Origin of the sequence: Aeromonas sp. 601027, assembly GCF_049174455.1 — a bacterium.
Taxonomy (GTDB): domain Bacteria; phylum Pseudomonadota; class Gammaproteobacteria; order Enterobacterales; family Aeromonadaceae; genus Aeromonas; species Aeromonas veronii_A.
The window spans coordinates 98,032-124,770 of record NZ_JAAKTN010000013.1; the positions used below are offsets into that span (position 1 = coordinate 98,032).

At 60.5% G+C, this 26,739-nt stretch carries 25 protein-coding genes; 16 read left to right on the forward strand and 9 right to left on the reverse strand.

Going from position 1 to position 26,739, the window contains the following annotated elements:
• Window positions 1-143 precede the first annotated feature (143 nt).
• Complete coding sequence (locus tag G5193_RS16425; RefSeq protein WP_042656069.1) at window positions 144-782, reverse strand: tellurite resistance TerB family protein; 639 nt, start codon at window positions 780-782, stop codon at window positions 144-146.
• Between the two features lie 141 nt (window positions 783-923).
• Here G5193_RS16425 and G5193_RS16430 point away from each other — a divergent pair, with 141 nt between their 5' ends.
• The 3 genes from G5193_RS16430 to rsmS all read left to right on the forward strand — a co-directional run bounded on the left by G5193_RS16430 (window position 924) and on the right by rsmS (window position 1,968).
• Window positions 924-1,226 (forward strand): hypothetical protein, encoded by a 303-nt coding sequence (locus tag G5193_RS16430; protein WP_088869296.1) that lies wholly within the window; start codon window positions 924-926, stop codon window positions 1,224-1,226.
• Window positions 1,227-1,246: 20 nt separating this feature from the next.
• A complete protein-coding gene (locus G5193_RS16435) occupies window positions 1,247-1,717 on the forward strand; it encodes an acyl-CoA thioesterase (protein WP_421206463.1) in 471 nt (156 codons plus the stop codon).
• 95 nt (window positions 1,718-1,812) lie between these two features.
• A complete protein-coding gene (rsmS, locus tag G5193_RS16440; RefSeq protein WP_074042636.1) occupies window positions 1,813-1,968 on the forward strand; it encodes a pleiotropic regulatory protein RsmS in 156 nt (51 codons plus the stop codon).
• 77 nt (window positions 1,969-2,045) lie between these two features.
• Here rsmS and G5193_RS16445 read toward each other — a convergent pair whose 3' ends face one another.
• Window positions 2,046-2,888 (reverse strand): LysR family transcriptional regulator, encoded by an 843-nt coding sequence (locus G5193_RS16445; protein ID WP_421206465.1) that lies wholly within the window; start codon window positions 2,886-2,888, stop codon window positions 2,046-2,048.
• A 109-nt stretch (window positions 2,889-2,997) separates the two neighbouring features.
• Between G5193_RS16445 and G5193_RS16450 the strand changes: the two genes are divergently transcribed.
• Both G5193_RS16450 and G5193_RS16455 read left to right on the forward strand, forming a co-directional pair.
• Complete coding sequence (locus tag G5193_RS16450) at window positions 2,998-3,528, forward strand: nucleoside deaminase (RefSeq protein ID WP_279491854.1); 531 nt, start codon at window positions 2,998-3,000, stop codon at window positions 3,526-3,528.
• A complete protein-coding gene (locus G5193_RS16455) occupies window positions 3,521-4,795 on the forward strand; it encodes an MFS transporter (RefSeq protein ID WP_421206468.1) in 1,275 nt (424 codons plus the stop codon). Before G5193_RS16450 ends, G5193_RS16455 begins: the two co-directional genes overlap by 8 nt.
• Window positions 4,796-4,862: 67 nt before the next feature.
• On the opposite strand, the gene rluF is transcribed toward G5193_RS16455, so the two are convergent.
• Both rluF and G5193_RS16465 read right to left on the reverse strand, forming a co-directional pair.
• Window positions 4,863-5,879, reverse strand: coding sequence for a 23S rRNA pseudouridine(2604) synthase RluF (rluF, locus tag G5193_RS16460; protein ID WP_421206469.1), 1,017 nt, complete (start codon window positions 5,877-5,879; stop codon window positions 4,863-4,865).
• Entirely contained in the window at window positions 5,869-5,991 is a 123-nt protein-coding gene (locus tag G5193_RS16465) for a hypothetical protein (protein ID WP_005337590.1), read from the reverse strand. The genes rluF and G5193_RS16465 overlap by 11 nt, the downstream gene beginning before the upstream one ends.
• Window positions 5,992-6,335: 344 nt before the next feature.
• On the opposite strand from G5193_RS16465, the gene G5193_RS16470 reads away from it, so the two are divergent.
• The gene (locus G5193_RS16470) at window positions 6,336-7,916 is read left to right on the forward strand and encodes an alpha/beta hydrolase (protein ID WP_421206472.1); all 1,581 of its coding nucleotides are present in this window, start codon (window positions 6,336-6,338) and stop codon (window positions 7,914-7,916) included.
• Window positions 7,917-8,038: 122 nt separating this feature from the next.
• Here G5193_RS16470 and G5193_RS16475 read toward each other — a convergent pair whose 3' ends face one another.
• Window positions 8,039-8,407, reverse strand: coding sequence for a VOC family protein (locus G5193_RS16475; protein WP_076493698.1), 369 nt, complete (start codon window positions 8,405-8,407; stop codon window positions 8,039-8,041).
• Window positions 8,408-8,570: 163 nt separating this feature from the next.
• Complete coding sequence (locus G5193_RS16480) at window positions 8,571-9,038, reverse strand: hypothetical protein (protein WP_107682341.1); 468 nt, start codon at window positions 9,036-9,038, stop codon at window positions 8,571-8,573.
• Window positions 9,039-9,192: 154 nt separating this feature from the next.
• Here G5193_RS16480 and G5193_RS16485 point away from each other — a divergent pair, with 154 nt between their 5' ends.
• The 9 genes from G5193_RS16485 (at window position 9,193) to gloA (ending at window position 20,069) form a co-directional block, all read left to right on the forward strand.
• Window positions 9,193-12,336, forward strand: a complete 3,144-nt coding sequence (locus tag G5193_RS16485; RefSeq protein WP_421206474.1) for a DUF3427 domain-containing protein — start codon at window positions 9,193-9,195, stop codon at window positions 12,334-12,336.
• A gap of 181 nt (window positions 12,337-12,517) precedes the next feature.
• A complete protein-coding gene (gene rsxA / locus G5193_RS16490; RefSeq protein ID WP_266135085.1) occupies window positions 12,518-13,099 on the forward strand; it encodes an electron transport complex subunit RsxA in 582 nt (193 codons plus the stop codon).
• Window positions 13,100-13,101: 2 nt separating this feature from the next.
• Window positions 13,102-13,680, forward strand: a complete 579-nt coding sequence (rsxB, locus tag G5193_RS16495) for an electron transport complex subunit RsxB (protein WP_005350799.1) — start codon at window positions 13,102-13,104, stop codon at window positions 13,678-13,680.
• Between the two features lie 14 nt (window positions 13,681-13,694).
• Window positions 13,695-16,427, forward strand: a complete 2,733-nt coding sequence (rsxC, locus tag G5193_RS16500) for an electron transport complex subunit RsxC (RefSeq protein WP_421206475.1) — start codon at window positions 13,695-13,697, stop codon at window positions 16,425-16,427.
• 11 nt (window positions 16,428-16,438) lie between these two features.
• A complete protein-coding gene (gene rsxD / locus G5193_RS16505; RefSeq protein ID WP_204479647.1) occupies window positions 16,439-17,491 on the forward strand; it encodes an electron transport complex subunit RsxD in 1,053 nt (350 codons plus the stop codon).
• A 43-nt stretch (window positions 17,492-17,534) separates the two neighbouring features.
• Window positions 17,535-18,167 (forward strand): electron transport complex subunit RsxG, encoded by a 633-nt coding sequence (gene rsxG / locus G5193_RS16510; protein ID WP_421206477.1) that lies wholly within the window; start codon window positions 17,535-17,537, stop codon window positions 18,165-18,167.
• A 15-nt stretch (window positions 18,168-18,182) separates the two neighbouring features.
• Entirely contained in the window at window positions 18,183-18,944 is a 762-nt protein-coding gene (locus G5193_RS16515; protein ID WP_374844912.1) for an electron transport complex subunit E, read from the forward strand.
• Between the two features lie 13 nt (window positions 18,945-18,957).
• Window positions 18,958-19,599: an endonuclease III gene (gene nth, locus G5193_RS16520; protein ID WP_005337609.1), complete on the forward strand. Its 642-nt coding sequence runs from the start codon at window positions 18,958-18,960 to the stop codon at window positions 19,597-19,599.
• Window positions 19,600-19,655: 56 nt separating this feature from the next.
• Window positions 19,656-20,069, forward strand: a complete 414-nt coding sequence (gloA, locus tag G5193_RS16525; RefSeq protein ID WP_005337610.1) for a lactoylglutathione lyase — start codon at window positions 19,656-19,658, stop codon at window positions 20,067-20,069.
• Window positions 20,070-20,153: 84 nt separating this feature from the next.
• Here the strand turns inward: gloA and G5193_RS16530 are convergent, their stop codons facing one another.
• Window positions 20,154-21,029, reverse strand: coding sequence for a flagellar protein MotY (locus G5193_RS16530; protein ID WP_005337611.1), 876 nt, complete (start codon window positions 21,027-21,029; stop codon window positions 20,154-20,156).
• Between the two features lie 68 nt (window positions 21,030-21,097).
• Entirely contained in the window at window positions 21,098-23,071 is a 1,974-nt protein-coding gene (locus tag G5193_RS16535) for a methyl-accepting chemotaxis protein (RefSeq protein ID WP_421206480.1), read from the reverse strand.
• A gap of 292 nt (window positions 23,072-23,363) precedes the next feature.
• On the opposite strand from G5193_RS16535, the gene G5193_RS16540 reads away from it, so the two are divergent.
• Window positions 23,364-24,281 carry an autotransporter domain-containing protein gene (locus tag G5193_RS16540; RefSeq protein ID WP_227343024.1) on the forward strand — a complete coding sequence of 306 codons (918 nt, stop codon included), beginning with the start codon at window positions 23,364-23,366 and terminating at the stop codon, window positions 24,279-24,281.
• Window positions 24,282-24,387: 106 nt separating this feature from the next.
• On the opposite strand, the gene katG is transcribed toward G5193_RS16540, so the two are convergent.
• Window positions 24,388-26,574 carry a catalase/peroxidase HPI gene (gene katG, locus G5193_RS16545; protein ID WP_421206482.1) on the reverse strand — a complete coding sequence of 729 codons (2,187 nt, stop codon included), beginning with the start codon at window positions 26,572-26,574 and terminating at the stop codon, window positions 24,388-24,390.
• Between the last annotated feature and the right edge of the window lie 165 nt (window positions 26,575-26,739).

Consider the following 26,739-nt stretch of genomic DNA (forward strand, 5'->3'; position numbering starts at 1 on the left):
TGCAAAAATGGTGATGGTCCTGCGCCATCTTAGGGGCTGTGTCCCGCAATCCAAATAGGCTCATCCGTATCTTTTGGCGGGCAGCAGAAACAACAACGCCCCTTGAGCGGGGCGTTATCGGCAATCCATGGCGATGAGGGGTATCAGGCGGGGGCGTTAAGTTGGGCCACCTGCCGCTCGATGCTGCCTTTGAGGTTGTCATCGAGCTTGAGGGCGCGCGCCAGTTCGTCGAGATAGCCTCGCTCCATAAAGTGATCCACCTCGATGGCGAGCAGGGAGGCGAGATAGACCTCGGTGGCCAGCTCCATGTCGGTCACTTCCCGCGCCAGCGCGTGGGGATCGAGGGGGCGGGCCAGCTCGGCGTCAATCCAGCGGGCGACATCGCTCTGACCTTGTTCGGTCAGATACTCCTGAATTTTCTGGCGCTCGGCACCATCGATATGGCCATCGGCCCGGGCTGCTGCCACCATGGCGCGCACCAAAAGCGCCGCGCGGGCATCCAGCGCATTGCCTTCCAGCCCACTGATGGGATGGGTGGGCTGGGCCGGTGCCGCCTGCTGGGCCTGCCAATCCTGATAGAGCTTGTAGGCCAGCCCGCCAAGGGCCGCCGCGCCGCCCACGGCAGCGGCCTTGCCGCCATATTTGCGCACTTTTTTATTGCCCAGCAGCAGACCGAGCGCGCCACCGGCCAGCGCCCCCTGCATCTGCCCCTTGCGCTTGTCTCCGCCTTCGTTGAGCCAGCCTTTGCCAGCCCCCAGCAACTGTTCCAGCATCTGTTTCATCGTGACACCTCGCTATTGTTCGCCCCATGCTGGCGCTGGCGTCATGAACCAAGAGTGAATGGGCCCCATTATTGCGCCGTCCCCTGTGCATCCTGCCGCCATTCGCGGTATACCTGAAACAGGTCAACAAGGAGCATCAGGATGCGCATCATAACCCCTTTCGTGGTTCTGCTGTTGTGCGGCACTGCCAGTGCCGCCAGCGAGCTGGATCGCTCAGCCCAGCAGGCCAAGCTGGATGCCGCCTGCCAGCAAGCTCAGCAGCAACTGGTCGAGCAGGGCAAGCAACAGCGGATCGACGCCTGCATCAAGGAGGGCGGCAAGGCCGACAAGTGCCAGCAGGAGTTCGCCAGCTTCGGCCAGCGCGAGGGCAACAAGCGGCCCGACCTCAACAACCTGCCCCCCTGCCAACAGGCTGACGCCTACCGCAAGAGCTACCGTCAATGACCCCGAACCAAGGAGAGAGCATGATCCCCCCCCGCGAACTGACCCTGCAATTTCTGGCCGAACCCTCTGACGTCAACTTCGGCGGCAAGGTGCATGGCGGCATGGTGATGAAGTGGATCGATCAGGCGGGCTATGCCTGCGCCGCTGGCTGGTGTGGCGGCTATGCGGTGACCGTCTATGTGGGGGGGATCCGCTTTTTGCGCCCCATCCAGATTGGCCAGCTGGTAGAGGTGCACGCCCAGGTGATCCACACCGGTACCACCAGCATGCATCTGGCGGTAGATGTCTACAGCCGCCACCCCACCAAGACCGAGCGCCACAAGACCACCCACTGCATCATCATCTTTGTGGCGATGGATGAGCAGGGCAAGCCGACCCCGGTACCTCAGTGGCAACCGGTGAGCGAGAGCGATCTGCAGTTGCAGCAGTACGCCAAAAAGCTCATCGCCCTGCGCGAGGAGATCGACAAGGAGATGCGCCAGCACCTCTGACCCTGGTGATTCCCCTTCCCGATACAGCGGGCACTTTCGGCCTGCGGCGGCGCCCCTGTATAATCCCCCCTCTTCCCGCAACCGGAACCCTGCCCATGTCACTGGAAACTGCCCCGCCCGAGGTAAAACTCGCGGTGGATCTGATTGAACTGCTGGAGACCAACCAGCTGGCTCCCGAGCTGGTGCTGGCGGCACTGGCCATTGTGAAACAGGATTACGAGCGCAAGCTGGCGGAGGGGAAGGATCACTGATCCCTCCCCGCACTTTTTCTGCCTTATCTTTCCGACGCCAGTTTTTCCCCACAGAAGTTTTTCCCCCACATAGCCACTCACTGCGGCCCCATCACCTCGTCACAGAGGGCGATCAGGGCCGAACTCAAGCGGGTGAGCGGCTCACTCCCGCTTACCCCGGCATGGAGGGCCAGCTCCACCGGCGCCACCTTGGGCCACTGGGTCAGGGCCAGCTGATCGGCGGGCATCAACCTTTTGGGTAGCAAGCTCACCCCGATCCCCGCGCTCACCGCCCCCTGCAAACTGGCGAGACTGGCGCTGACATAGGCGACGCGCCAGCGCCGACCCAGACCATCGAGCGCCTCGGTCATCTGCTGGCGATAGAGCCCTTCGCTCGGGAAGGCGACCAGCGGCAGCGGATCACGCCCCTTCGCTGGCCAGTCGCGGCTATCTACCCACACCAGCGGCTCACTCCAGCTGGCGAGCGGCGAGCCCTGTCCGCGCACCTGCTTGGCCAGCGCCAGATCCAGCTCCCCCGCAGCGAAGCGCTGCCAGATGTGGTGGCTCAGACCGCTCTCCACCTCCAACCGCACCTCGGGGTAGTCGCGGGCAAAGGCGGCCAGCACCGGGGTAATGGCCCCTGCGGCGAAATCCTCCGGCACCCCGAGGCTGAGGGACACGCTCCCCTCGCTCACCTGCTCCTCGGCCTGTGCCAGCAGCGCCAGAATGCGGCGGGCCAGCCCCAGCAATTTTTCCCCCTCCGCCGTCGCCACCACCTGACGGCCAGCGCGATCCAGCAGTGGGCAGCCAAGCTGCTGCTCAAGGCGGCGGATCTGCTGGCTGATGGTGGATTGGGTCAGATGGACCCGTTCACCGGCGCGGGTAAAGCTGCCGGTGTCGATAATGGCGACAAAACTGCGCAGTAACAGGGGATCCAGCATGGGGCGCTCCATTTACAAAACCACTGAAACTCATTCTATCATTTAATTTCCAAATGACTTTTTTCGCCGCTAGGCTGGCATTTGTTCTGTCAAATCAGGGTTTTTCATCATGTCACAGCCTCTTGTAGCGTCTACCCCTCTTCGCTCGCTCACCCCATCAACCTCACTCCAGACTCACCGACAATGGCTGGAGCAGGCGGTGCAACTGGCCAGAGCAAATCACCGGCAGGGCGGTCGCCCCTTCGCCGCCCTGCTGGTGCGCGATGACCAGCTGGTGGCGAGCGCGGTCAACGGCATTCATCTGGATGGCGATCCCACCCGTCACGCCGAGCTGGAGGCGCTGCGCAAGGCAAGCCAGAGCGCGCCGCTCGCGGGCAGCATCGTCTATGCCAGCGGTCACCCCTGCCCCATGTGCCTCGGCGCGCTGGTGATGAACGGCATCGCCGCCGTCTATTACGCCTTTGATAACGCCGATGCGGCGCCGTTCGACTTTGACAGCACCGCCGCTTATCAAAAGCTGGGGCTGCCGCTGGCACCGCCACCTCTGCCACTGGTCAAACTGGCCGTCACCATGACGGCGGCAGATCTCTACGGCTCCCAGTTACAACAAGCCACACAAGCAGCGCCTGATCATGAGTAAAGGGACTTTCGAACGCCAGGCAGAGGCGCGCCGCCAGCAGTTTGCCCTGCTGGTGCTGGTGATCCTGATTGGCCTGAACCTGCGCCCCTTTCTTACCGCCATCGGCCCGCTGAGCGGCGAGATTGGCCGCGCCCTGTCGCTGGGGATGGACACCCTAGCCTGGTTCACCCTGTTGCCGCTCTGGCTCATCGGGATTGGCGTGCTGCTCACCCCCAGCCTGCGTCGGCGCGCCAGTGCGTGCCAACTATTGGGGGCGGCCCTGCTGCTGCTCGGCATTGGCAGCGCTATGCGCTTCGATGCCCAGAGCGGCAATTTGCTGATCGCCTGTGCCGCGCTCTGCGGCCTTGGGTCGGCACTGGTGCAAGGGGTGCTGCCAGCGCTGATCAAGCAGGCGTTCACCCACAAGGTACCGCTGGTGATGGGGATCTTCTCCGCCTGCATGATGGGGGGCGGGGCGCTGGGGGCCAGCCTCACGCCACGGCTGGCAGTGAGCCTCGACTGGTCGCGGGCGCTGGCGCTCTGGAGCCTACCGGTGCTGCTGGCCCTCGTCTGGCTAGGGTGGAAAGTGCGTCTGCCTCGGGCCGCGGCAATCGCCATTCCCCACGGCGAACAGCGGCTGATCACCTTGCCCCGCAGTTGGTTGCTGATCGTCTGCTTTGGCATCATCAACAGCGGTTACGGCATCGTAGTGGCTTGGCTGGCCCCCGCCTATATGGCGCAAGGATGGAGCCCCGCGCAGGCGGGCGAGCTGGTCGCCTGGCTGGCGCTGGCGCAGACCGCCAGCGGCCTCGGCCTGCCGCTGCTGGCGGCGCGCAGTCTGGATCGACGGCCGTGGATGGGCCTTGCCATCGCCATGCAGCTGGCGGGATTCGGCGGCCTATGGCTGGCGCCAGCCAGTTCCCCCATTCTCTGGTGCATGCTGTGCGGCGCCGGTCTTGGCGGCAGTTTTTCGCTCATCATGGTGATTGCGCTCGATCACCTGCCCGACCCGCGCCGCGCGGGCACACTGAGCGCCCTGATGCAGGGCTTCGGCTTTATGCTGGCGGCCACCGGCCCCTGGGTGGCGGCACGGCTCTATCACTATGTGAGCGACTTCGCAGCTGCCTGGCAGTGGCAACTGGGGGGCTTACTGCTGATGAGCCTGCTGGTGCTGCGCCTCGACCCGCGCCACTACCCCCGCGTTATGGGGTTACCGACCGCCAGCGAGCCGTCCCTTTCGGCTCCCCGCCCAACCGACTCTGCGACCCAAAGCAACACACCGGCCTGAGGCCGGTGTGTTGGGGATAACCGTGTTGGGGATGACAAGGTAGGCTGACGCCGCTCAGGAGGGCAACTTAGCGCCCCTTCTTCTGCCGTCCGCTGTTAGCGGTGCGCGGCTTGCCTGCGGCCGGTTTGCCTCCCTTGGGAGCCCCTTTGCCAGCACCGCCCTTGTTGGCTGCACCTTTGCCCGCACCACCCTTGCCCACCGGCAGCTTCTTCTCGAAGGCTTCCGGGCCCGGCACATTGGGGCGACCGCCAATCTCGTGATCATCATCGCGGCGCGGCTTCTTGCCCTGCCCCGGTTTGGCGCTTTGCGCCGCAGGAGCCTTGGCCGCCTTGGGTTTGTCGCCTTTGGCCGGTTTCACCTCGGAGGAGGAGTCCTCAATCAGCTTGAACAGATCGATCAGCTCGTCGTCGGTGAGATCGCGCCACTCGCCCACCGGCAGCCCCTTGAGGCTGACGTTCATGATGCGAATGCGCTCCAGCTTGGTCACTTCGAAACCGAAGTACTCGCACATGCGGCGGATCTGGCGGTTAAGCCCCTGCACCAGGGTGATGCGAAAGACGAACGGCGCCTCTTTCTTCACCTTGCACTTCTTGGTCACAGTACCGAGGATCGGCACCCCGGCCGCCATTCCGCGCACAAACTCGTCGGTCACCGGCTTGTCGACGGTCACCAGATACTCTTTCTCGTGATCGTTGCCCGCCCGCAGGATCTTGTTGACCAGATCGCCGTGGTTGGTGAGAAAAATCAGCCCCTGCGAATCCTTGTCGAGCCGCCCGATGGGGAAGACCCGGGTGCTGTGGTTGACGAAATCGACGATGTTGTCCTTCTCGCCCGCCTCTGTGGTACTGACGATACCCACCGGCTTGTTGAGGGCGATCAGCACCAGACTGTCCGCCTCGCGCGGCTCGATCACCTGACCGTTCACCTTGACCAGATCGCCAACCTGCACCTGATCACCGATCCCGGCCCGCTTGCCGTTGATAAAGACGTGGCCCTGCTCGATAAAGCGGTCGGCCTCGCGGCGCGAGCAGATACCGCTCTCGCTGATGTATTTGTTCAGGCGCATGGATTCGTTAGCCAGCATGGGTCACCTGCCACAGGTTCTGGGCCGCGCCCGGTTGTGCCATCGCCTGTTCCGGCTGCGCCGGGGAGGCTGTCTGCTGCATCAGCCAATTCACTACGTCAAAGTTCTGCATACCATTCCATCTTCAAAAAAGGCCAATGCCAGCTTATCCATCAAAAAACGCCGCTACAGTAGCATAATTGCCCTCTTTCAGGGGCAGATAGTTGCAAGGTCGCGCGCCCAAGCGGGCATCTGCGGACAAGTTCACGCCGCCGGATGGCCCGCGATGCCGCCTTTGAACAACCAGCCTGATGCCAACGGCGGGATCCGGCTCCCACAGCCAGCGCGGCCGAACGCCATCAACTATACATATCACCTTGTTTCCATTAGGCTTTAAGCCGGTTGGCCGCGCCCAATGTGCTGCGCCGAACTCGCCCGCCCAAATGCGGCTTCACCTCTATCGCCAAGGATTGCACCATGCTGGCTCACACTCGCCGCCTTGTTCGCCGTGCTCTGCTGACCCTGTTGCTGCTGTTGCTGACCGCATGGGCGGTGATCGCCTACTTCGCCTGGCAGGCAGCGCCGCTGCAGCTGTGGCACACAGTGGTGCCCCCCGAACTCAGTGCCGATGAGCTCGACAGCAGCGACTGGCAAGCCTATCTGGCCCGCGAAGCAGAGCTGTTCGAGCTGGTGGCCACCGAGGTAGTCGCCAAGACGCCGCCGGAGCAGCAACTGGCCAGCAATCGCTACTATCAGGACGCCCCCATCAATCCCGCCCGCTTTCAGCAGAACTGGAACCGCTCCTACCTGCTGCGCCCCGAGGGGGAAGCCAAAGGGGTAGCGGTGCTGCTGCACGGCCTGACCGACTCCCCCTACAGCCTGCGCCATCTGGCTAGACGCTATCAGCAGCAGGGCTTTATCGCGCTGGGGCTGAGGATCCCCGGCCACGGCACAGTGCCCGCTGGCCTCGTAGATGTGGATTGGGAAACCTGGCTGGCCGCCACCCGACTGGCGGTGCGGGAGGCCAGATTGCTGGCACCGGGCAAGCGGCCGCTGCATCTGGTGGGCTTTTCCAACGGCGGCGCGCTGGCGGTGAAATATGCGCTCGATGCGTTGGCCGACCCGAGCGGCACGCTGGCAAAACCGGATCGGCTGGTGCTGATCTCCCCGATGATCGGGGTGACCCGCTTTGCCCGCTTCGCCGGGATCAAGGCCGTGCCTGCCCTGCTGCCCGCCTTTGCCAACGCCGCCTGGCTCGACACCATGCCGGAGTTCAACCCGTTCAAGTACAACTCGTTCCCGGTCAACGGCGCGCGCCAGTCCTACCGCCTGACCCACGCAATCCAGCAGCAGGTGCGCCAGCTGGCCGCCAGTGGCGAGCTGGAGGCATTTCCCCCCGCCCTCACCTTCCAGTCGGTGATGGACTACACCGTCAGCACCCGCTCCATCATTGCCGATCTCTATCACTACCTGCCGGCCAACGGCAGCGAACTGGTGCTGTTTGATATCAACCGCAGCACCCTGTTTGGCCCGCTGATGAGCTCGGCCTCAGAGCTGGCGCTGCACCGCTTGCTGCCAAACGCCCCCGGGCACTATCGCCTCACCGTGGTGGGTAATGTCGAGCCAACCTCCCCCGCGACGCAGGCCAGAACGCTGGCCAGCGCAGACCAGCCTGAGCAGGTCCGCCCGCTGGGCATCGACTATCCCAAGGAGATCTACTCCCTCTCCCATGTGGCGCTCCCCTTCCCGATGGACGACCCCCTCTATGGCATGGCAGCGCGCCCGCAGCAGCGGGAGCAATACGGCATCAACCTCGGTGGTCTGGCCCTGCGTGGCGAGCGCGGCGTGCTGATCGTCAACCCCGGCGCCCTCACCCGCACCTCCTCCAACCCCTTCTACCCCTATCTGCAGCAGCGGGTGATGGAGACTCTCATCGCCCCTCCCGTCGCCCCGTCTGCCGCCGTAACCCCTGCCAGCAGCGGTCAACCTGATGCGGCCTATCAGGCAGAAGTGGAGCAGTTTTTACAGGAGAGCGACGAGAGCAGCGCGCCTTTCTAGGGCATTTCTGGAGTATCGGCAAAGAGCCACTGGCGCTGGGTCGATGGCGATACAAGAAAGGGGCCGTCAATTGACGGCCCCTTTCTATTGATGATGGCGATGGGAGTGATGACTTGGTGGGCTCAGGGATAGATGCTGACTTCTATCAGGTTCTGGTCAGGGTCGAGGAAGTAGACAGATTCTATCGGCCCGCAGGCACCGCTTTTGGTCACCGGCCCCTCGACAATCTCCACCCCGTGGCAGGCAAGCTGGGCCATCACCTGCTCCAGCGGCCAGCGGGTGATAAGGCAGACATCTCCCGACCCCACCTGCGCCCGATTGCGCGGCTCCTGCCCCAGCAGTTGCAGATTGATCTTCTGGTTGCCAAACCCTACCGCCCGGCGCCCCGCACCGAAGGTAATGGCCTCCATATTGAGCACCGAGCTGTAAAATTCCACGGCCCGTTCGATATCACTGACCGTCAATACCAGATGGTCGATATGGCTGATCATGGTTACCTCCTGGTGGTGATCTGGCTGATGTGACCGGCATATACCCGCAAACATCCGGCTGTTGCCGCCACGGCGGGCAACCCCATCATACCCGGCAAGGGGAAGCCCATGTGTGTCGTGACGCGCAAAGCGAGCGCAAATGATCTGGTCAGATAAATTCGCTTTACTGCACCGCTGCGCACGCTTTCTCCCGCTGGGCCAGCAGGGCTTCATCGTCACTGTCCATTGCCGCCAGAATCGCCTGATTGCAGGCGCGCTCCGCCAGCTTGGCAGGACTCTGCTTGGCATCCCCAATCTCTGCAATCATCGGCCGATAACTGATGGCCGCCGAGCAGTACATGGTGCGAAATTTGGGCAGTTGCCAACTGCTGTCATCCTGCCGGGTCAAGTCATCGCACAGCTTGTGAAACAGGGCGGACGCCTTGACCGTGCACTGGCTAAAACGCCGAACATCCTGCTGGTAGGGACGACAAACGCTCGGCTGCTGGATCTGCCACAGCTGAAAAGAGAACGGGACCGACTCCCCCTCATACTGCACCACCAGCGTCTTGGCCTCAGTGCCATAGATATCCGCAACCTGCTGCTGTACCAGATTGAGATAAGCCGAAAAAAGATAGGAAACCGGATCCATCACCACCTCCCTGTGGTTGTCACTGCCGGGCTTTATTACCGAAAACCGGGGCGATTTTCAAACGAGTAACAGGCGACAACAGCTTACTGATTTGGTTGGAAAAAATGATACTCTTCTCGCCACCCTCATGTACAACGTTCAAGGCTAAAGTGCGATGCAACAATGCGGTATTTATGAACAGCTCATTACTCAACTGCTGACATCTCGACTCGACCGCGAGCGCTTTTACGTGGGGGAACGCCAACTTGAGCCTGCCGAAGCGGCAGTTTGGTTATCCAGATTTCTGAGCCGGGTTTTGGAATATGCGGTGGGCTCGGTAACTGGAGAGGATCAGCTGCAACGGCAGATTGAGCTGGCTAACCAGTTATTGCTTTGGCTAAAGGATCGCACCCAAGACCCAGACTTTATTGGCGAGAACCTCATCGATAGTCAGGGAAAAATTCTGACAGCACTCTACCAGTTGGATAACCCCATCTCCGCCAATTTAAAGCAATATGCCGAGGATATTTTCCCTCTGACAGGTCTCACTCAGAGCGAACTGTTTTGTGGCAGCAATGCGGGTTTGTCGATGGAGTCGGAGATTAAACGGGAAATTTTATCGGCAGATAGCATCTGCTGGCTGGTCTCATTTATCAAATGGGCAGGTATCCGGATTTTCCGTCATGAGCTGGAAGAGTTCACTCACAGCGGCCGCCAATTAAAAGTAATTACTACCTCTTATATGGGGGCGACCGATGCCAAGGCAGTTGAATTTTTAGCCAGCCTCCCAAATACCGAAGTCAAACTCAGCTATAACACCCAGCGCGAGCGGTTGCATGCCAAGAGCTATCTCTTTTGCCGAAATACCGGCTTTCATACCGGCTATATAGGTTCCTCCAATCTCTCTCACTCTGCCCTCACCAGCGGCTTGGAGTGGAACCTAAAAATCACCTCGCAAGAGATCCCTCATATTATCGAGAAATCCCTGAGTACCTTTGAAACCTATTGGGAATCCGATGATTTTGAGCTGTTTGATGGCAAGCTCGAAAGCCGTACAAAATTGCAGCATGCACTGCAAGAGGCCCGTGGGGATGGGGACAAAAATAGCCCTGCCTATTTCTTTGATATCACGCCGTTTCCCCATCAACTGGAGATCCTTGAACAATTGGCGATGGAGCGCGCTTTACACCAGCGCTTCCGTAACTTGGTGGTTGCGGCCACCGGTACAGGGAAAACCCTGATCTCCGCTTTTGATTTTGCGCGTTTTCTGAAAACCAAACCCGATGCCAAGTTCCTGTTTGTCGCCCACAAAGAGGAGATCTTGCGCCAAGCATTAGCCTCGTACCGCGGTGTGCTCAAGCAATCCAATTTTGGCGAACTCTTAGTCGGCGGCGCCGTGCCAACCCACTACCGTCAACTATTTGCCTCGGTGCAATCCTTGAATAACCAGCTGGCTAATTTACCTCTTAGCCCAGATTATTTCGATTACATCGTCATTGATGAGGTTCACCATATTGCGGCGGCCAGTTATCGCGGTCTGCTCGCCGCCTTTGAACCTCACATTCTGTTGGGATTAACCGCAACGCCAGAGCGCCATGATGGCGGTGATATTCTTGCCGACTTTTGTGGTGTCATCGCAGCAGAGATCCGCTTGCCCGAGGCCATCAATCGTCGCCATCTCTGTCCGTTCCAATATTTTGGTATCGATGATGATACTGACTTGCGCCAAGTGGCTTGGAAAAATGGCCGTTATGACATCACTGAACTCACCAATATCTATACCCATAACCAGCAGCGGGTACAGAAAATAGTCCAGAGCCTCAATGAGATCGTCACCGATATTACCAAGATAAAAGCGCTGGCATTTTGTGTGAGCCGTGAACATGCCGATTTTATGCGCAAGGCCTTTTTATTGAAGGGCATCAAGGCTGATATTCTCACCAGCGATAACCGAGAAGAACGGTATAGCAAACAACAAGATTTGCGTACCGGCGTTATCAATATTCTCTGCGTGGTGGATATCTTCAACGAAGGGGTTGATATCCCGGAAGTCGATACCTTGCTATTTTTACGACCAACGGAAAGCCTCACTATCTTCTTGCAGCAATTAGGGCGCGGCCTGCGGCTGGCGAGCGATAAAGAGTGCTGCACCGTGTTGGACTTTGTTGGCAATGCCCGTGCTGAGTATGACTTTGCCCAGAAATTCCGGGCACTGGTGGGTAAAACTAATAAGGCGATCAGCCACGAGATCAAACAGGGCTTCCCTCACGCCCCCTTGGGCTGCCGCATCGAACTCTCAAAACAGACCCAAGAGTTAATTCTGAGCAATATCAAGAAGGCGACCCTCAATACCTCACGCCTCATGGGCCTGATCCGCCGTTTCTCACAGGACTGTGATTTACCACTGACGCTGGCGAACTTTTTGAAGTTCTACCCTCACATCAGCCTTGAGGAGATCTACAAGCGCGGTAACTGGAGCGCCTTGGTCAAACAGGCTAGCAACCATACCATTTCTGAAATGAGCGATGAGAAGCTGTCGACCCTCTACACCCGGGCCATCAAAACCCGGCTATTGGGCTGCGATGCGCTCCATTACTTGAAATTCTTACAAACCTTGGTGGCAGACGCCTTTACCTTAACGGCCGAACACGATGAACGTATGGCCTTGATGTGCCATTACGACTTCTGGCAACAGAGCGGCCCCAATGCAGGCTTTAGCTCCTTGGCGCACAGCCTGAAACAACTCAATCAACCAGAGTTAAGGGCCGAGCTGGCAGATCTGTTGCCCATGCTGCTCAACCGGGTGCAACACGAACAAAGCGCCATGCCAAACCTTCCCGGTAATCCGCTGCAACTGCATGCTCGCTATGCCAGAGAGCAGGTGCTGGTTGGCTTTGGTGCGACCACCTTCGCGCAGCAACCCACGGCTCGCGAAGGGGTCTATGTCATCGCAGAGCAAAATATCGAGTTGCTGTTCGTGACCTTGAACAAAACGGAACAGCACTTCTCCCCCACTACCCGTTATCACGACTACGCCATCAACGAGTCGCTGTTTCATTGGCAGAGCCAAAACAGCGCTCGCCCAGAACGGGGTAAGGGGCTGAGTTACATAAACCACAGAGCAGAAGGTAAGCGCTTGTTTCTGTTCGTTCGTGAGCAGAGCAAAGATGAATTTGGCCGCACCCTTGGCTTTGTGAACTTTGGTGAGGTGGAGTACGTATCCCACACTGGCAGCCAACCGATGAACATTAAATGGCGTCTCACTACTCCGATGCCGCCATTTATGTGGAAAGAGGCCGCCAAACTGGCTGTTGGTTAGTAAGGCTTCTCACCCGGTGGGAAGATGACGCAAAACCCACCGGATTCTTGCCCAAAACCCCGGCTAAATTATCCAGTTGCATAATAACCATGCGGCCTTGCGGTTGTTTAACTGGCCCTAACGTCAGATAATACCGCCCGCCTTCAAACCCCGATAACCCGACTTTCAGTGACGGTAATTGATGACTGAGTACCTGCTTTTATTGATCGGCACCGTGCTGGTTAACAACTTCGTGCTGGTGAAATTCCTCGGCCTCTGCCCCTTTATGGGGGTCTCCGGCAAGCAGGAAACCGCCATCGGCATGGGGCTGGCGACCACCTTCGTGATGACCCTCGCCAGTGCCAGCTCCTATCTGGTGGAGCACTATATCCTGCTGCCGCTGGATATCGCCTATCTGCGCACCCTCGCCTTTATTCTGGTGATCGCCGTGGTGGTGCAGTTTACCGAGATGGTGGTGCGCAAAAGCAGCCCGACCCTCTATCGCCTGCTGGGGATCTTCCTGCCGCTCATCACCACCAACTGCGCGGTGCTCGGGGTGGCGCTGCTCAGCATCAATGAGCGACACGACTTTATCCAGAGCGTGATCTACGGCTTTGGCGCCGCCACCGGCTTCTCGCTGGTGTTGATCCTGTTTGCCGCCATGCGCGAGCGTCTGGTCGCCGCCGATGTGCCCGCACCGTTTCGCGGGGTGTCGATTGCCATGATCACCGCCGGTCTGATGTCGCTGGCCTTTATGGGCTTTACCGGCCTAATCAAGATATAACCATGATCCATATTCTCTTTGCCATTCTGGTGCTCACCCTGCTGGCGCTGGCGTTCGGGATTATCCTGGGCTTTGCCGCCGTCAAGTTTCATGTGGAAGCAGACCCCATCGTCGATCAGCTCGATGCCCTGCTGCCCCAGACCCAGTGTGGCCAGTGCGGCTATCCCGGCTGCAAACCCTACGCCGAGGCGCTCGCCAACGGCGATCAGATCAACAAGTGCGTGCCCGGTGGCGAGGCCACCATGCGCAAGATTGCCGATCTGATGGGGGTCGAGCCCCAGCCGCTGGGGGGCAGTGACGAGGCCGCAGTGCCAGTCAAAAAGGTCGCCTTTATCCACGAAGATCAGTGCATCGGCTGCACCAAGTGCATTCAGGCCTGCCCGGTGGATGCCATTGTCGGCGCCACCAAGGCGATGCATACCGTGATTGCCAACGAGTGCACCGGTTGCGATCTCTGTGTCGATCCCTGCCCGACCGACTGCATCGAGATGATCCCGGTGCCCACCACGGTCGATAACTGGAAGTGGGATCTCAATAACGTGCATGTTCCGGGCAAGATTCCGGTCAAGATAGTGGAATAAACAGCGGAGCAACCATGCATTCCTTACTCGAACGTATCAAAGCCGGCACGCTCTGGGACTTTCACGGTGGCATTCACCCCGCCGACAACAAGCTGCAATCAAGCCAGAGCCCGTTGGTAGACGCCGGTCTGCCGCCACGTCTCATCATTCCGCTGCGCCAGCACGCAGGCCCCGCCGGCGATCTGCTGGTGCAGGTGGGCGACAAGGTCAAAAAAGGGCAGCCGCTGACCCGTTATGCCAAGGGGCGGGTCGTCCCTGTCCATGCCTCCACCTCCGGCACCATCACCGAGATTGGCAACCACACGGTTGCCCACCCCTCCGGGCTCGGCGATCTCTGCGTCATTCTCACCCCGGATGGGGAAGATGAGTGGGGCGAGCGCAATGGCAAACCCGATTACTGGAATCTGGAGCGGGGCGAGCTGCTCGAACGCATCCAGCAGGCGGGAGTAGCGGGCCTTGGCGGCGCCGTGTTCCCGACCCACAGCAAGCTCGATGGCCGCGGCCAGCTCACCGAGATCCTGATCGTCAACGGGCTGGAGTGCGAACCCTATATCACCACCGACGATCGGTTGATGCAGCAGTACTCCGACGAGATCATGGATGGCATCCGGGTGCTCAAGCACCTGCTCAAACCGAAACTCACCCTGATCGGGGTGGAAGACAACAAGCCCGAGGCGATCGAGCAGCTGACCCGCCACGCCACCGATGAAGATGTGCTGGTCAAGACGGTGCCGACCAAGTACCCCTCGGGCGGTGCCAAGCAGACCATCGAGCTGCTGACCGGCCGTCAGGTGCCCAAGGGGGGCCGCGCGGTCGATATCGGCATCATGGTGCTCAACGTCGCCACCGTGTTTGCCATCAAGCGCGCCATCATCGACGGCGAGCCGCTGATCGAGCGGATCGTCACTCTCACCGGCGACAGCTTCAAGAAGCCCGGCAACGCCTGGGTGCGCCTGGGTACGCCGGTACGCTGGCTGTTGCAGCGTTTTGAACTGCAACCGGAAGCGGAGCAACGGGTGATCATGGGTGGCCCCATGATGGGCTTTACCCTGCCCCACGCCATGGTGCCTGTGGTCAAGGCCACCAACTGCCTGCTGGCGCCGACGCAGGCCGAACTGCCCGCCCCCGGCCCGGAGCAGCCCTGCATCCGTTGCAGCGCCTGTGCCGATGCCTGCCCAGCCACCCTGCTGCCGCAAGAGCTCTACTGGTACAGCCGGGCCAAGGAGTATGACAAGGCCGAGAAGCTCAACCTGATGGACTGCATCGAGTGCGGCGCCTGCGCCTGGGTCTGCCCGAGCGAGATCCCGCTGGTGCAGTACTACAAGATCGCCAAAGACGACATTCGCGAAGCCCGTGCCGAGGCCGAAAAAGCCGAACGCGCCAAGCAGCGTTTCGAGGCCAAGCAGGCCCGTTTCGAGCGGGAGAAAGCAGCCCGCGAAGCGCGCCACGCCGAAGCCGCCGCCCAGCGCCGTCAGACCATGACGGCCGCAGGCGGGGAAGATCCGGTGGCAGCGGCACTGGCCCGCATCAAGGCCAAGCAGGATGCGCCCATCACAGCCATTGCCACCACCGCCGAGGGCTTGCCTGACAACAGCGCGGTGATTGCCGCCCGCGAAGCCCGCAAACGGGAAGCGGAGGCGCGCCGCGCCGCCAAGCTGGCAGAGAACGCAAACAGCGACACTGCCGCTGCGGCGCAACCCGCCGAGGCGGTTGACCTCGCCAGCGATCCCAAGAAAGCGGCCATCGCCGCCGCACTGGCCCGCGCCAAGGCCAAGAAAGCCGCTCAGGCTGGCGAGAGCGCCGAGCCTGTGACTGCCGAAGCCGTTGCTGCCCCAGCGGTAGATGCTGATCAGCAAAAAGCAGAGGTTGATCCGAAAAAGGCGGCGATTGCTGCCGCCATTGCCCGCGCCAAGGCCAAAAAGGCCGAGGCGAATGGTGAACCGGTAAGCGCTGCCAAGGGCACGGCAGCCGAGGTCAACACGCAAAATGATGCCCCTGTCGATCCCAAAAAAGCGGCAATTGCTGCCGCCATCGCCCGGGCCAAGGCCAAGAAGGCCGCCCAGCAGGGTGACAGCGCTGAGGGCGATCTGACTGCAAATGCTGGCGCCAGCGAATCCGCTGCAACCCAAAGTGATGCGCCATCTGCGGCCAGCGAAGCGGTTGCTCCCAAGAAAGCCGCTATCGCCGCTGCCATTGCCCGCGCCAAGGCCAAAAAGCTGGCCCAGCAGGGTGAAAGTGCCGGTGCTGAGGATGCGAAGAGTGAGCCAGCTGCCAGCGCACAGACCCGCGACATGACGGTAGCCAAGAGCGAAGTAACCACCAGCCAAAGCGATACGGCTGCAAGTGAAGCGGTCGATCCCAAGAAGGCCGCTATCGCCGCAGCCATCGCCCGGGCCAAGGCCAAAAAGCTGGCCCAGCAGAGCGCAAGTACCAGTGCTGAGGTAGAAAATGCCGGTGCTGGGGTAGAAAGTGCCGGTACTCAGGTAGAGAGTGCCGGAACTGAGGGTGAGCGCGCACCGGCTGAGCCGATGCAAAGCGATGCTGCCAGCAGTGAGCAACCAATTGCCGTCACAGAGGCTCCTGAAGCGAGCGCCCCTGTGGCTGACGCCCCGGTTGATCCGAAAAAAGCGGCCATTGCAGCCGCAGTGGCCCGCGCCAAGGCGAAGAAGCTGGCGGCCGAGGCAGCCAGAGCCGCAGAGACCGCCGCTGAAGATGCCCCGTCAGCCGACCGAACAACCACAAGGTAATCGACAGACTCATGTTCAATATTGCGACTGCGCCGTTTGCCCATAACCGCAAACAGACCCGAACCCTGATGCTGCTGGTGATCCTGGCCTGCGTGCCGGGCTTGCTGGCCCAGACTTGGTTCTTCGGCTGGGGCTCCTTTATCCAGATCCTGCTGGCGTTGGTGACCGCGCTGCTGTGCGAGGCGCTGGTGCTCAAGCTCCGTGGCCGCGCCATCAAGCCTGCCCTGATGGATGGCAGTGCGGCGCTCACCGCCGTGCTGATCGGTCTCTCCCTGCCGCCGCTGCTGCCGTGGTGGATGCTGGTGGTGGGCACGGCCTTTGCCATCATTGTCGCCAAGCACCTTTACGGCGGACTGGGTCAGAACCTGTTCAACCCGGCCATGGTCGCCTATGTGCTGCTGCTGGTCTCCTTCCCGGTGCAGATGACCAGCTGGCTGCCACCGGAGAGCGTGCGCGCCTACAGCCTCGGCTTTGGTGATGCGGCGTCGGTGATCTTCACCGGCTTTAGTCTCGACGGCTACAGCATGACCCAGCTCAAGCAGGGGGTGGATGGTCTCACCATGGCGACCCCCCTCGATACCCTGAAAACAGGCCTGACTCAGGGGCTCACCACCGGCGAGATCCTGAGCGGCCCGCTGTTCGAGGGTTGGGGCGGCATCGGCTGGAGCTGGGTCAACCTCGGCTATCTGCTGGGCGGCCTCTTCCTGCTGCAACAGAAGGTGATCAACTGGCGCATTCCCACCGCCATTCTCGGTGCCCTGCTGGCGGCAGCGACCCTCGGCTACCTGATGAGCCCGGATGCCACCGCCACGCCGATGTTCCACCTCTTTAGCGGCGCGACTATGCTGGGGGCCTTCTTTATCGCCACCGATCCGGTCAGTGCCTGCACCACGCCGCGCGGCCGCTTGGTCTATGGCGTGCTGATCGGGGTGCTGGTCTACATCATTCGCCGCTTTGGCGGCTACCCGGATGCCTTCGCCTTCGCCGTGCTGCTGGCCAACCTTTGCGTACCCTTTATCGACAGCCTGACTCGCCCGAAAGTGTATGGAGCCCGTCGCCAATGATGTTTCTGCCCTCTTTTCCCATCACAGCTGACGGAGCCCGGACATGTTAAAGAGCATGCGCAAGAACGGCCTGATCCTGGCCATGTTCGCGCTGGGCTGCACCGCACTGGTGGTGCTGACCAACGAGTTGACCAAGGATAAAATCGCCCACCAGCAGCAGCTGGAGAAGTTGCAGACGCTGGAGGCGCTGCTGCCTGCCGGCAGCTATGACAACGATCTGGTGACCAGCTGCAAGCTGGTGACCAGCAGGAAGTATCTGGGCAGCGATCAGCCGCAAGCCCTCTATACCGCCAGCAAAAATGGCGTGGTGACCGGCTATGCGCTGGAGGCGATCGCGCCGGATGGCTACAGCGGGGCGATCCGCATCGTGGCGGGCTTTGATGCCAAGGGCACCGTCAGCGCGGTGCGAGTGCTCGCTCACAACGAGACCCCAGGCCTTGGTGACAAGATCGAGCTGAAAAAATCGAACTGGATCAACAGCTTTACCGGAAAATCCCTGACCGCCGACAATGAATCGGAGTGGGCAGTGAAGAAGGATGGCGGCGAGTTCGATGCCTTTACCGGTGCCACCATCACCCCCCGTGCCGTGGTCAAGGCGGTGAAAAACCTGCTGAAACTGCAGCACGAGCACCCGGAACTGCTCAGCAACGCCCCGGCTTGTCCGGCGGCGAACTAACGGAGTCGAGCCATCATGAACCAGATGGAACAGATTGAAACGGGCGCAGCCCCGATTGCCGAGCTGGAAAGCCGCAAGGGCGAGCTCAAGGAGCTGATGAGTCAGGGGCTGTGGAAGAACAACCCCTCGCTGGTGCAGGTGCTGGGGCTCTGCCCGACCCTCGCCGTCTCCTCCACCTTTACCAATGCGCTGGGGCTGGGCCTTGCCACCATGGCGGTGCTGGTCTGCTCCAACCTCGCTGTCTCGCTGGTGCGCAACTGGGTGCCGAAGGATATTCGCATCCCGGTCTACGTGATGATCATCGCCTCGCTGGTGACCAGCGTGCAGCTGCTGATGAACGCCTACACCTATGGCCTCTATCAGGCACTCGGCATCTTTATCGCCCTCATCGTCACCAACTGCGTCATCATCGGCCGCGCCGAGGCGTATGCCTCCAAGAACCCGCCGCTGCTGGCGGCCCTCGACGGCCTGATGATGGGCCTTGGTTTTACCCTGGTGCTGCTGGTACTGGGCGGCATGCGCGAGATCATCGGCATGGGCACCCTGTTTGATGGCGCCGAGCTGCTGCTGGGCGAGTGGGCCAAATCCCTGCGCATCGAGCTGTTCCACGCCGATGCCAGTCTGCTGCTGGCGATTTTGCCGCCGGGCGGTTTTATCGGGCTGGGACTGCTGATCGCCGCCAAGAACGCCATCAACGACTGGCGGGACCGCAAACAAGCATCCACAGTGGCCCACTGCAACGTTGCCCCGGCTCGCGTCCGGGCGACCGAACTATGATCGGACGCAAGGCATGAATAACCAGAAACGCAGAGAGATCCTCGAGCGACTGCGGGAAAACAACCCCCACCCCACCACAGAGCTCAATTTCAACTCGCCATTCGAGCTGTTGATCGCCGTGCTACTCTCGGCACAGGCGACCGATGTCAGCGTCAACAAGGCGACCGACAAACTCTATCCGGTGGCCAACACCCCGCAAGCAATGCTGGATCTCGGGGTGGACGGGCTCAAGGAGTACATCAAGACCATTGGCCTCTTCAACACCAAGGCCGAGAACGTCATCAAGACCTGCGCCATCTTGCTGGAGCGCCACGGAGGCGAGGTGCCAGAGAACCGCGAAGCGCTGGAAGCCCTGCCCGGCGTCGGCCGCAAGACCGCCAACGTGGTGCTCAACACCGCCTTTGGCTGGCCCACTATCGCCGTCGATACCCATATCTTCCGGGTATCGAACCGCACCGGCTTTGCGGTAGGCAAGAACGTGGATCAGGTGGAGGAGAAGCTGCTCAAAGTGGTACCCGCCGAGTTCAAGCTGGATGTCCACCACTGGCTGATCCTGCACGGGCGTTACACCTGTCTGGCTCGCAAGCCCCGTTGTGGTTCCTGTATCATCGAGGACTTGTGCGAATACAAAGAGAAGGTCTATCCAGAAAGCTGATAGCCTCGCAACCGAGATTGAAAGCAGTACACATCACCAACCCGGAGAACTGAGCAATGAGAATTCTGCATACCATGCTGCGTGTCGGCGATCTGCAACGCTCCATCGACTTCTACACCCGCGTCCTTGGCATGAAGCTGCTGCGCAAGAGCGAGAACAGCGAGTACAAGTACACCTTGGCCTTCGTCGGTTACGGTGACGAGAAGGATGAAGCGGTGATCGAGCTGACCTACAACTGGGGGGTGAGCGAGTACGAACTGGGCTCCGCCTACGGCCATATCGCGCTGGAAGCGGACGACATCTATGCCACCTGCGAAGCACTGCGCGCCGCCGGTGCCAAGATCACTCGTGAGCCGGGCCCGGTCAAAGGCGGCACCACCGTCATCGCCTTCGTCGAAGATCCGGACGGTTACAAGATTGAACTGATTGCCAAGAAAGATGCCGGTACCGGCCTGGGTGACAGCTTCTAAGCTGCCCTAATCCCGCTGCTGAATAGCAGGATCAAAAAAGAGCGCATCTGCGCTCTTTTTTATGCCTCTTTGCCGGGGACAGCACTAGATCTCGCCATTGCGCCCCATGCTGATCACCACCCGCCGGTTCTTGGCACGACCCTGCTCCGTTTCGTTGGAGGCGACGTGCTGCTTCTCGCCATGCCCCTCCACCGAGATCTTGCCGGGATCGATCCCCAGATCGACAAACACCTTCTTGATGGCATCGGCCCGCTTCTCGGAGAGTTTCAGGTTCGGCCAGCGGCCGCCATAGCTGTCGCTGTAGGCGTCAATTACCACCACATCGATGCTCTTGTCCGCCTTGATAAACTCGCTGATCATCGCCAGCCGCCGCTTGGAGGGGATGGAGAGCTGATCGCTGTTTTTGTCGTAGGTGAGCACGCTAAAGGCGATATCGTTGAAGCTGTAGGGCAAGAGCCCACTCAGACAATCTATAAAGGCCTGATATTTAACCCGAAAGTTGACCGACGAGAGGGACACTCGCACCGCGCGGTTCTGGCGATACCAGTCCCGATACTGGAAAGTGGGCATCCGCCCCCCCTCCAGCTCGTCGAGCATGGTCCAGGCGGTTTGCCCCTCCACCAGCCCATCGAACTGCTGATAGAAGCGCAGCTGGCTCACTTCTCGCCCGGCAATCCCTGGGCGCCATACCGGCGGCATGATGCCAAGGCTCACCGTCTGGGTCTGGGCTTGTGGCCGCTTCCCCTTGAGCTCGAAGTCGAGGTTGATCTTGCGCCCGGCGCGGCTGACAAAGGCCCCCGTTCCCCAGTTGGGAATAGGGTGCTCGAGGCGACACTCAATCTGGGTATCGGAGGTCAAACGCCAGACGGATTGATCCAGACCGGCACCAAATTCGGTGACCCCAGCCTGTAACTGCATACTCACGGATATGCTGACCAACCCCAACACCCAAGCGTTCAATTGCTTGTCCTCCACACGATCTCACAAGGGGTATCGGCCAGGGAGGGACAAGCTTTAGCGCAAATGGATCAGTGGGGAGAGGCTCTCTCCAGCAACTTGAAGCTGGCAATTCGTCCAGCCAGCTCCCGTGCCAACTGATCCAGTTCGACACTATTCTGCTGCAGGGTGACCGAGTGCTGGCGATGGGCCTCGTACACTTCGCGGATGGTCATTACGTTGTGCTGGATATCGTCCGTTACGTAGCGCTGCTGCTCGGTTGCGGTAGCCACCTGTGCCGTCATGTCACTCACCTTGCGCACCTCATTGACGATGTCGGTCAGCTCGTGACCCGCCCGCTGCGCTTCACTGACACTGAGGCCCGCCTGCTCGCTGCCCGACTGCATGGCCACCACCGCCTGAAGGGCTCCAGCCCGCAAACGGGAGAGCATCTGTTCGATATCATCTGCCGCCTGCTGGGTACGGGCAGCCAGTGAACGAACCTCATCGGCGACCACGGCAAAGCCGCGCCCCGACTCACCGGCACGGGCTGCCTCAATGGCGGCATTGAGGGCCAACAGATTGGTGCGATCGGAGATCTGCTTGATGAGGTTGAGTGCCTCGACGGCGGACTCGGTATCCTGATGCAGGTTGTTGACCAACAGCCGGGTCTCGTCGAGGGTGCCGGCCACCTGCTCGATGGCGGCGATAGTCTGATCCACCTCCTTGTCCCCCTGCCGGGCACGGCCAATGGCCTGCTGGGTCGCCAGTGAGGTCTGGGTCGCATTGCGAGCAATTTCGGCCACCGTCGAAGCCATTTCCGTTGCGGCGGTGGCAACCAGTTCAACCTGACCGACGCCACGCACCACACCTTCATTCACTTCGGCAATCACCTCGCTGGAGTTGCTGGCACTACGGGTCAATATCTCACAGGAGCGGCGCACCTCCAGCAACAAGCCTTCCAGATGCTGCAGAAAGTGGTTGAGATCCCGCGCCAATGCCCCAAGCTCGTCACCCGATTGCCAGTTGACCCTCACCGTCAGATCATTGTCATTGACGAGCCGTGAAAAGGTGCGATGCAGAGCGACGAAGCCCAGATGCACATCCCGCAGCACCTTCCAACTGATGAGGGTAGTCAACAGCAGGCAGCACAGAACCGCCATAGCCCCCCACCAGAAGTTGCGCTGACTCTCTCCCTGCATCTGCTCAACCCGTTCGAACAACTGCTGGAAGAGCTGATCTTCGCCCTGTTTGAGCTGGTCGATCTTCTCGGTGCTCACGGCAAACCAGCGCTCCGGATCGACGCCAAAGCTCCCCTCGGTCATCTTGCCCAGGGCGAGCTGCTCATATTTCGCGACCTCTGCCATCACCGGACTCTTCTCAATTTGCTCAAGCAGGCGTCGCTGCGGCTCGCTTGCCACGGCGCGAAAACGCTCCAGATAGCTCTGCTGGGCAGCGAGCAGGGACATAAATTGCTGCAAGGTAGCCGGGGTGAAACTCCCTTTGGCAAAGACATTGCTGAGGGTCGCCCGCTCCATCCCCATACGCTCCTTGTTTTGCAAAAATGCGGCGTAGGCATTGGTCTGCAAGGCAATAGCGGCATCCTGGCTACGCAGACTAATCTCATCCACGACCTTGAGCAGAGAAGCAATCAACTGGCTATAAAAGGCGACCTGACGCGGGGCCTCTATGGCCAGTTTGTCCACCTGATTGCGGATCCCCATCAACTCGCGCAAAGCCAGATCCACCTGCTCGTGGGCAACCCCCCTCTCCAACCCCTGAAAGCGATGAATGGCTTCATCAACCTGTTGCCGCTGACGTGGCAGGGCATCTGCAAATTTGCGCCCTTCAGAGCCGATAAACCCCGCCGACATGCCACGCTCCTTTTGCAGCTCGTGCACCAACTGGGCGCTGCGTTCGACCACAGTCAGCTGCTGCAGGGCTTGCGTCATCTCATGGGTCACCCGATATCTGTCGTATGCGTAGTGGCTGGCGAAAAACAGCAGCGCCAATAACGGCAGGCAAATTGCCAGCAACATCTTGCCGGCCAATCCGAGTCTGTTCATCCCGCACTCCTGTCATTTTTATCAACGCGTTGATTATATCCGGCCTGCTCGCTTATGCCGCTGACGACATCTGCCATTGGCCAGAACCATGAGCTGCATCAACCATTTTCTGTAGATGGCCACGCAGCCCCCCCATAGCCCAGCCCAATGGTCAGGTCGAGACAGCCAGAGAGAAACTCGCTACAGTAGATCAGGGCGACAGGAGGTCGCTTGTTTGGGGAATCCAGCCATGAAACACCCGCTCTGCCCGCTTTACCGTCTGGGTTGCGCCCTCTTCGCGGCGACCCTGCCCATGGCGTCACTCGCGGCCAGTAACAACCTTGACGATCAGGAGGAGGACTGGGCGCAAAAACGGGCCAATGCGGTGATCTCGCTGATGACTTTCAGCGTGGTGCCGGACATCACCGCCAGCAACCTGGACATCGGCAGCAGCACTGGCCAATCTTCTGCGCTCAACATGGGGCAACTGGGAGGCGGCGCAACCCTGAGCGAAGCCGTGCCCATCTATCTGGAGGGGGCGCTGGGCTACAGCCGCTACGACCCCCAGTTTGTGATAAGCAATGGTACCGAAAGTCGCACCATACCGACCAAGTGGAATAGCCTGACCGCCTCGGGCGGGATCGGCTGGGATGTCACCCTTCACAAAGATCCGCGTGGCGGCCACTGGGTGCTGCGCCCCATAGCCAACGTCTCGCTCGGTACCATGGCCAGTGACCTGCGGATCGGCAACTGGCTGCTGGATCGTACCAAGGGCTACTCGCTGGACTTTCTCGATGGGGGTCAGCTCAATATGTACGGGCTGGGTGGCTCGCTGATGCTCGATTACGAACTCTTTTCACCGGCCCAGGACATAGATGCCGAACTGCGCTACTCCTATCAGCACCTGCAGAGCTTTGGCGGCACCTCGACCAGCGTCCGTGGTCACGCCGAGGCGGAGAACCTCGGCCTCTATCTGCGCCGCCGCGCCCCGCTGTTCCACTGGACCCTGCTCGACAGACCGGTGCGCTATGTACTGGAGGGGGCTCATACCGCATATCTGGGGGAGCAACGGGGGTTGCTTGGCTTTGACTCCCTCAACTCCATCGGCGCCGGTCTGGAGCTGGACAGCAGCAAGTACGACATCATTGTCACCCGTACCCGGCTGGTTGCCCGCTACATGTTCAGCCACAACACCAGCGGTTATTCCATCGGGCTGGCCATGAGCTTCTAACCCGGGCTGCCAGAGGGGCATCCTCCGAGTCGCATCATGCAGCTATCACCGCCACCATAAAAAACGCCAGCCTTGCGGCTGGCGTTCTCATTGGGGTTGAAGTGACTTATTTCAGATCGAAACGGTCATTGTTCATCACCTTGACCCAGGCCTTGACGAAGTCTCGGACGAACTTCTCCTTGCCATCTTGCTGGGCATAGACCTCGGCGTAGGCACGCAGCACCGAGTTGGAGCCAAACACCAGATCAACCCGGGTAGCAGTCCACTTCACCGCACCACTCTGGCGATCCACGATCTGGTAACTGTTGCGGCCAGTCGGCTGCCAGCTATAGGCCATGTCGGTCAGGTTGACGAAGAAGTCGTTGCTGAGCACACCGACCCGGTCGGTAAAGACGCCGTGGGCCGACCCGCCATGGTTGGTGCCAAGCACCCGCATACCGCCGACCAGCACAGTCATCTCGCGGGCGGTAAGCCCCAGCAACTGGGCACGGTCGAGCAGCATCTCCTCCGGCTGCACCTTGTAGTGCCCCTTCTGCCAGTTGCGGAAACCATCGTGAACCGGCTCGAGGAAGGCGAACGACTCAGCATCGGTCTGTTCGGCGCTGGCATCGCCGCGGCCCGGCGCAAAGGGAACGACGATATCGACGCCAGCCAGTTTGGCCGCCTGCTCCACCGCTGCGCTGCCACCCAGCACAATCAGGTCGGCGATGCTGACCGGCTTGCTCAGGGAGGCCTGCAGGGCGATCAGGGCGTTGAGCACCTTCTCGAGGCGAGCGGGCTCGTTGCCTTCCCACTCTTTCATCGGCGCGAGACGGATGCGAGCACCGTTGGCACCACCGCGATAATCGGAGCCGCGGAAGGTGCGGGCACTGTCCCATGCGGTGGCGATCAAATCGGTTGGCGCCACGCCGCAGGCCAGCAGTTTGGCCTTGATCTCACTAACCTCTTTGTCAGAGAGCTGGTAATCCACCGCCGGAACCGGATCCTGCCACACCATGACTTCGCTCGGCACTTCTGGCCCCAGATAGCGGCTGCGCGGCCCCATGTCGCGGTGGGTAAGCTTGAACCAGGCGCGGGCAAAGGCGTCGGAGAAGAGCGCTTGATCCGCGGCAAAGCGCTCGGAGATCTCCCGATAGACGGGGTCAAAACGCAGCGCCATGTCCGCATCGGTCATGATGGGGTTGCAGCGGATAGAGGGGTCTTCCACGTCCACCGGACGATCTTCCTCCTTGATGGCGACGGGCTCCCACTGCCAAGCACCGGCCGGGCTCTTCTTGAGCCACCAGTCGTGGCCCAGCAGCATCTTGAAGTAGCCGTTGTCCCAGCGGGTCGGGTTGCTGGTCCAGGCACCTTCGATCCCGCTGGTCACCGTATCACGGCCGATACCGCGGCTCTCGTGGTTGATCCAGCCAAGCCCCTGTTCGTGCACATCCGCCCCTTCGGGGGCTGGTCCCAGTTTGGCTGCGCTGCCGTTGCCGTGGGCCTTGCCGACGGTGTGGCCACCGGCGGTGAGGGCGACGGTCTCTTCGTCATTCATCCCCATACGGGCAAAGGTGACGCGCATGTCGTGGGCGGTTTTCAGGGGATCGGGATTGCCATCCACCCCTTCCGGGTTGACGTAAATCAGCCCCATCATCACCGCGGCCAGCGGGTTCTCCAGATCCCGTTCGCCGCTGTAACGGCTCCCTTCGCTACCGCTCGGTGCCAGCCACTCCTTCTCGGAGCCCCAATAGACATCTTTTTCCGGATGCCAGATATCCTCGCGGCCACCGGCAAAGCCGAAGGTCTTGAGCCCCATGGATTCATAGGCGACGTTGCCCGCCAGGATCATCAGGTCAGCCCAGGAGATCTTGTTGCCGTACTTCTGTTTGATCGGCCACAGCAGACGGCGCGCCTTGTCGAGGTTGCCGTTGTCTGGCCAGCTGTTGAGGGGAGCGAAGCGCTGGTTGCCGGTGTTGGCACCGCCGCGTCCGTCGGTAGCGCGATAGCTGCCGGCGGAGTGCCAGGCCATGCGGATCATCAGGCCGCCATAGTGACCCCAGTCTGCCGGCCACCAGGGCTGGCTGTCGGTCATCAGGGCATGCAGATCGGCTTTGAGGGCATCGTAATCGAGGCTGTTGAAGGCATCGGCATAATCGAAAGTCTCATCCATCGGATTGGTCTTGCTGTCATGCTGGTGCAGGATGTCGAGGTTAAGGGCATTGGGCCACCAGACTTGATGCTCCTGGCTGGCAGAGGTATTGGCACCGTGGGCAAAGGGGCACTGACCGGCCCCGCTAGCGTGTTTGTCCATCTATCAGATCCTCATTGTGGTCATAATGACGGCGAAACCCTTCGCTTCGCAGTAGAGACTAGCCTACCCCCCACCAGTCACTTAAAAAACCGAATAAAAAAGTTCAATTCAATCTGGTTTTGCGATTGAACTATCTCGTCACCGGGTAACAAACAGAACAATGCA

Coding starts and splice junctions, on each gene's coding strand:
- G5193_RS16425 (WP_042656069.1), bottom strand. CDS start 782: ATGAAACAGATGCTGGAACAGTTGCTGGGGGCTGGCAAAGGCTGGCTC.
- G5193_RS16430 (WP_088869296.1), top strand. CDS start 924: ATGCGCATCATAACCCCTTTCGTGGTTCTGCTGTTGTGCGGCACTGCC.
- G5193_RS16435 (WP_421206463.1), top strand. CDS start 1,247: ATGATCCCCCCCCGCGAACTGACCCTGCAATTTCTGGCCGAACCCTCT.
- rsmS (WP_074042636.1), top strand. CDS start 1,813: ATGTCACTGGAAACTGCCCCGCCCGAGGTAAAACTCGCGGTGGATCTG.
- G5193_RS16445 (WP_421206465.1), bottom strand. CDS start 2,888: ATGCTGGATCCCCTGTTACTGCGCAGTTTTGTCGCCATTATCGACACC.
- G5193_RS16450 (WP_279491854.1), top strand. CDS start 2,998: ATGTCACAGCCTCTTGTAGCGTCTACCCCTCTTCGCTCGCTCACCCCA.
- G5193_RS16455 (WP_421206468.1), top strand. CDS start 3,521: ATGAGTAAAGGGACTTTCGAACGCCAGGCAGAGGCGCGCCGCCAGCAG.
- rluF (WP_421206469.1), bottom strand. CDS start 5,879: ATGCTGGCTAACGAATCCATGCGCCTGAACAAATACATCAGCGAGAGC.
- G5193_RS16465 (WP_005337590.1), bottom strand. CDS start 5,991: ATGCAGAACTTTGACGTAGTGAATTGGCTGATGCAGCAGACAGCCTCC.
- G5193_RS16470 (WP_421206472.1), top strand. CDS start 6,336: ATGCTGGCTCACACTCGCCGCCTTGTTCGCCGTGCTCTGCTGACCCTG.
- G5193_RS16475 (WP_076493698.1), bottom strand. CDS start 8,407: ATGATCAGCCATATCGACCATCTGGTATTGACGGTCAGTGATATCGAA.
- G5193_RS16480 (WP_107682341.1), bottom strand. CDS start 9,038: ATGGATCCGGTTTCCTATCTTTTTTCGGCTTATCTCAATCTGGTACAG.
- G5193_RS16485 (WP_421206474.1), top strand. CDS start 9,193: ATGCAACAATGCGGTATTTATGAACAGCTCATTACTCAACTGCTGACA.
- rsxA (WP_266135085.1), top strand. CDS start 12,518: ATGACTGAGTACCTGCTTTTATTGATCGGCACCGTGCTGGTTAACAAC.
- rsxB (WP_005350799.1), top strand. CDS start 13,102: ATGATCCATATTCTCTTTGCCATTCTGGTGCTCACCCTGCTGGCGCTG.
- rsxC (WP_421206475.1), top strand. CDS start 13,695: ATGCATTCCTTACTCGAACGTATCAAAGCCGGCACGCTCTGGGACTTT.
- rsxD (WP_204479647.1), top strand. CDS start 16,439: ATGTTCAATATTGCGACTGCGCCGTTTGCCCATAACCGCAAACAGACC.
- rsxG (WP_421206477.1), top strand. CDS start 17,535: ATGTTAAAGAGCATGCGCAAGAACGGCCTGATCCTGGCCATGTTCGCG.
- G5193_RS16515 (WP_374844912.1), top strand. CDS start 18,183: ATGAACCAGATGGAACAGATTGAAACGGGCGCAGCCCCGATTGCCGAG.
- nth (WP_005337609.1), top strand. CDS start 18,958: ATGAATAACCAGAAACGCAGAGAGATCCTCGAGCGACTGCGGGAAAAC.
- gloA (WP_005337610.1), top strand. CDS start 19,656: ATGAGAATTCTGCATACCATGCTGCGTGTCGGCGATCTGCAACGCTCC.
- G5193_RS16535 (WP_421206480.1), bottom strand. CDS start 23,071: ATGAACAGACTCGGATTGGCCGGCAAGATGTTGCTGGCAATTTGCCTG.
- G5193_RS16540 (WP_227343024.1), top strand. CDS start 23,364: ATGGCGTCACTCGCGGCCAGTAACAACCTTGACGATCAGGAGGAGGAC.
- katG (WP_421206482.1), bottom strand. CDS start 26,574: ATGGACAAACACGCTAGCGGGGCCGGTCAGTGCCCCTTTGCCCACGGT.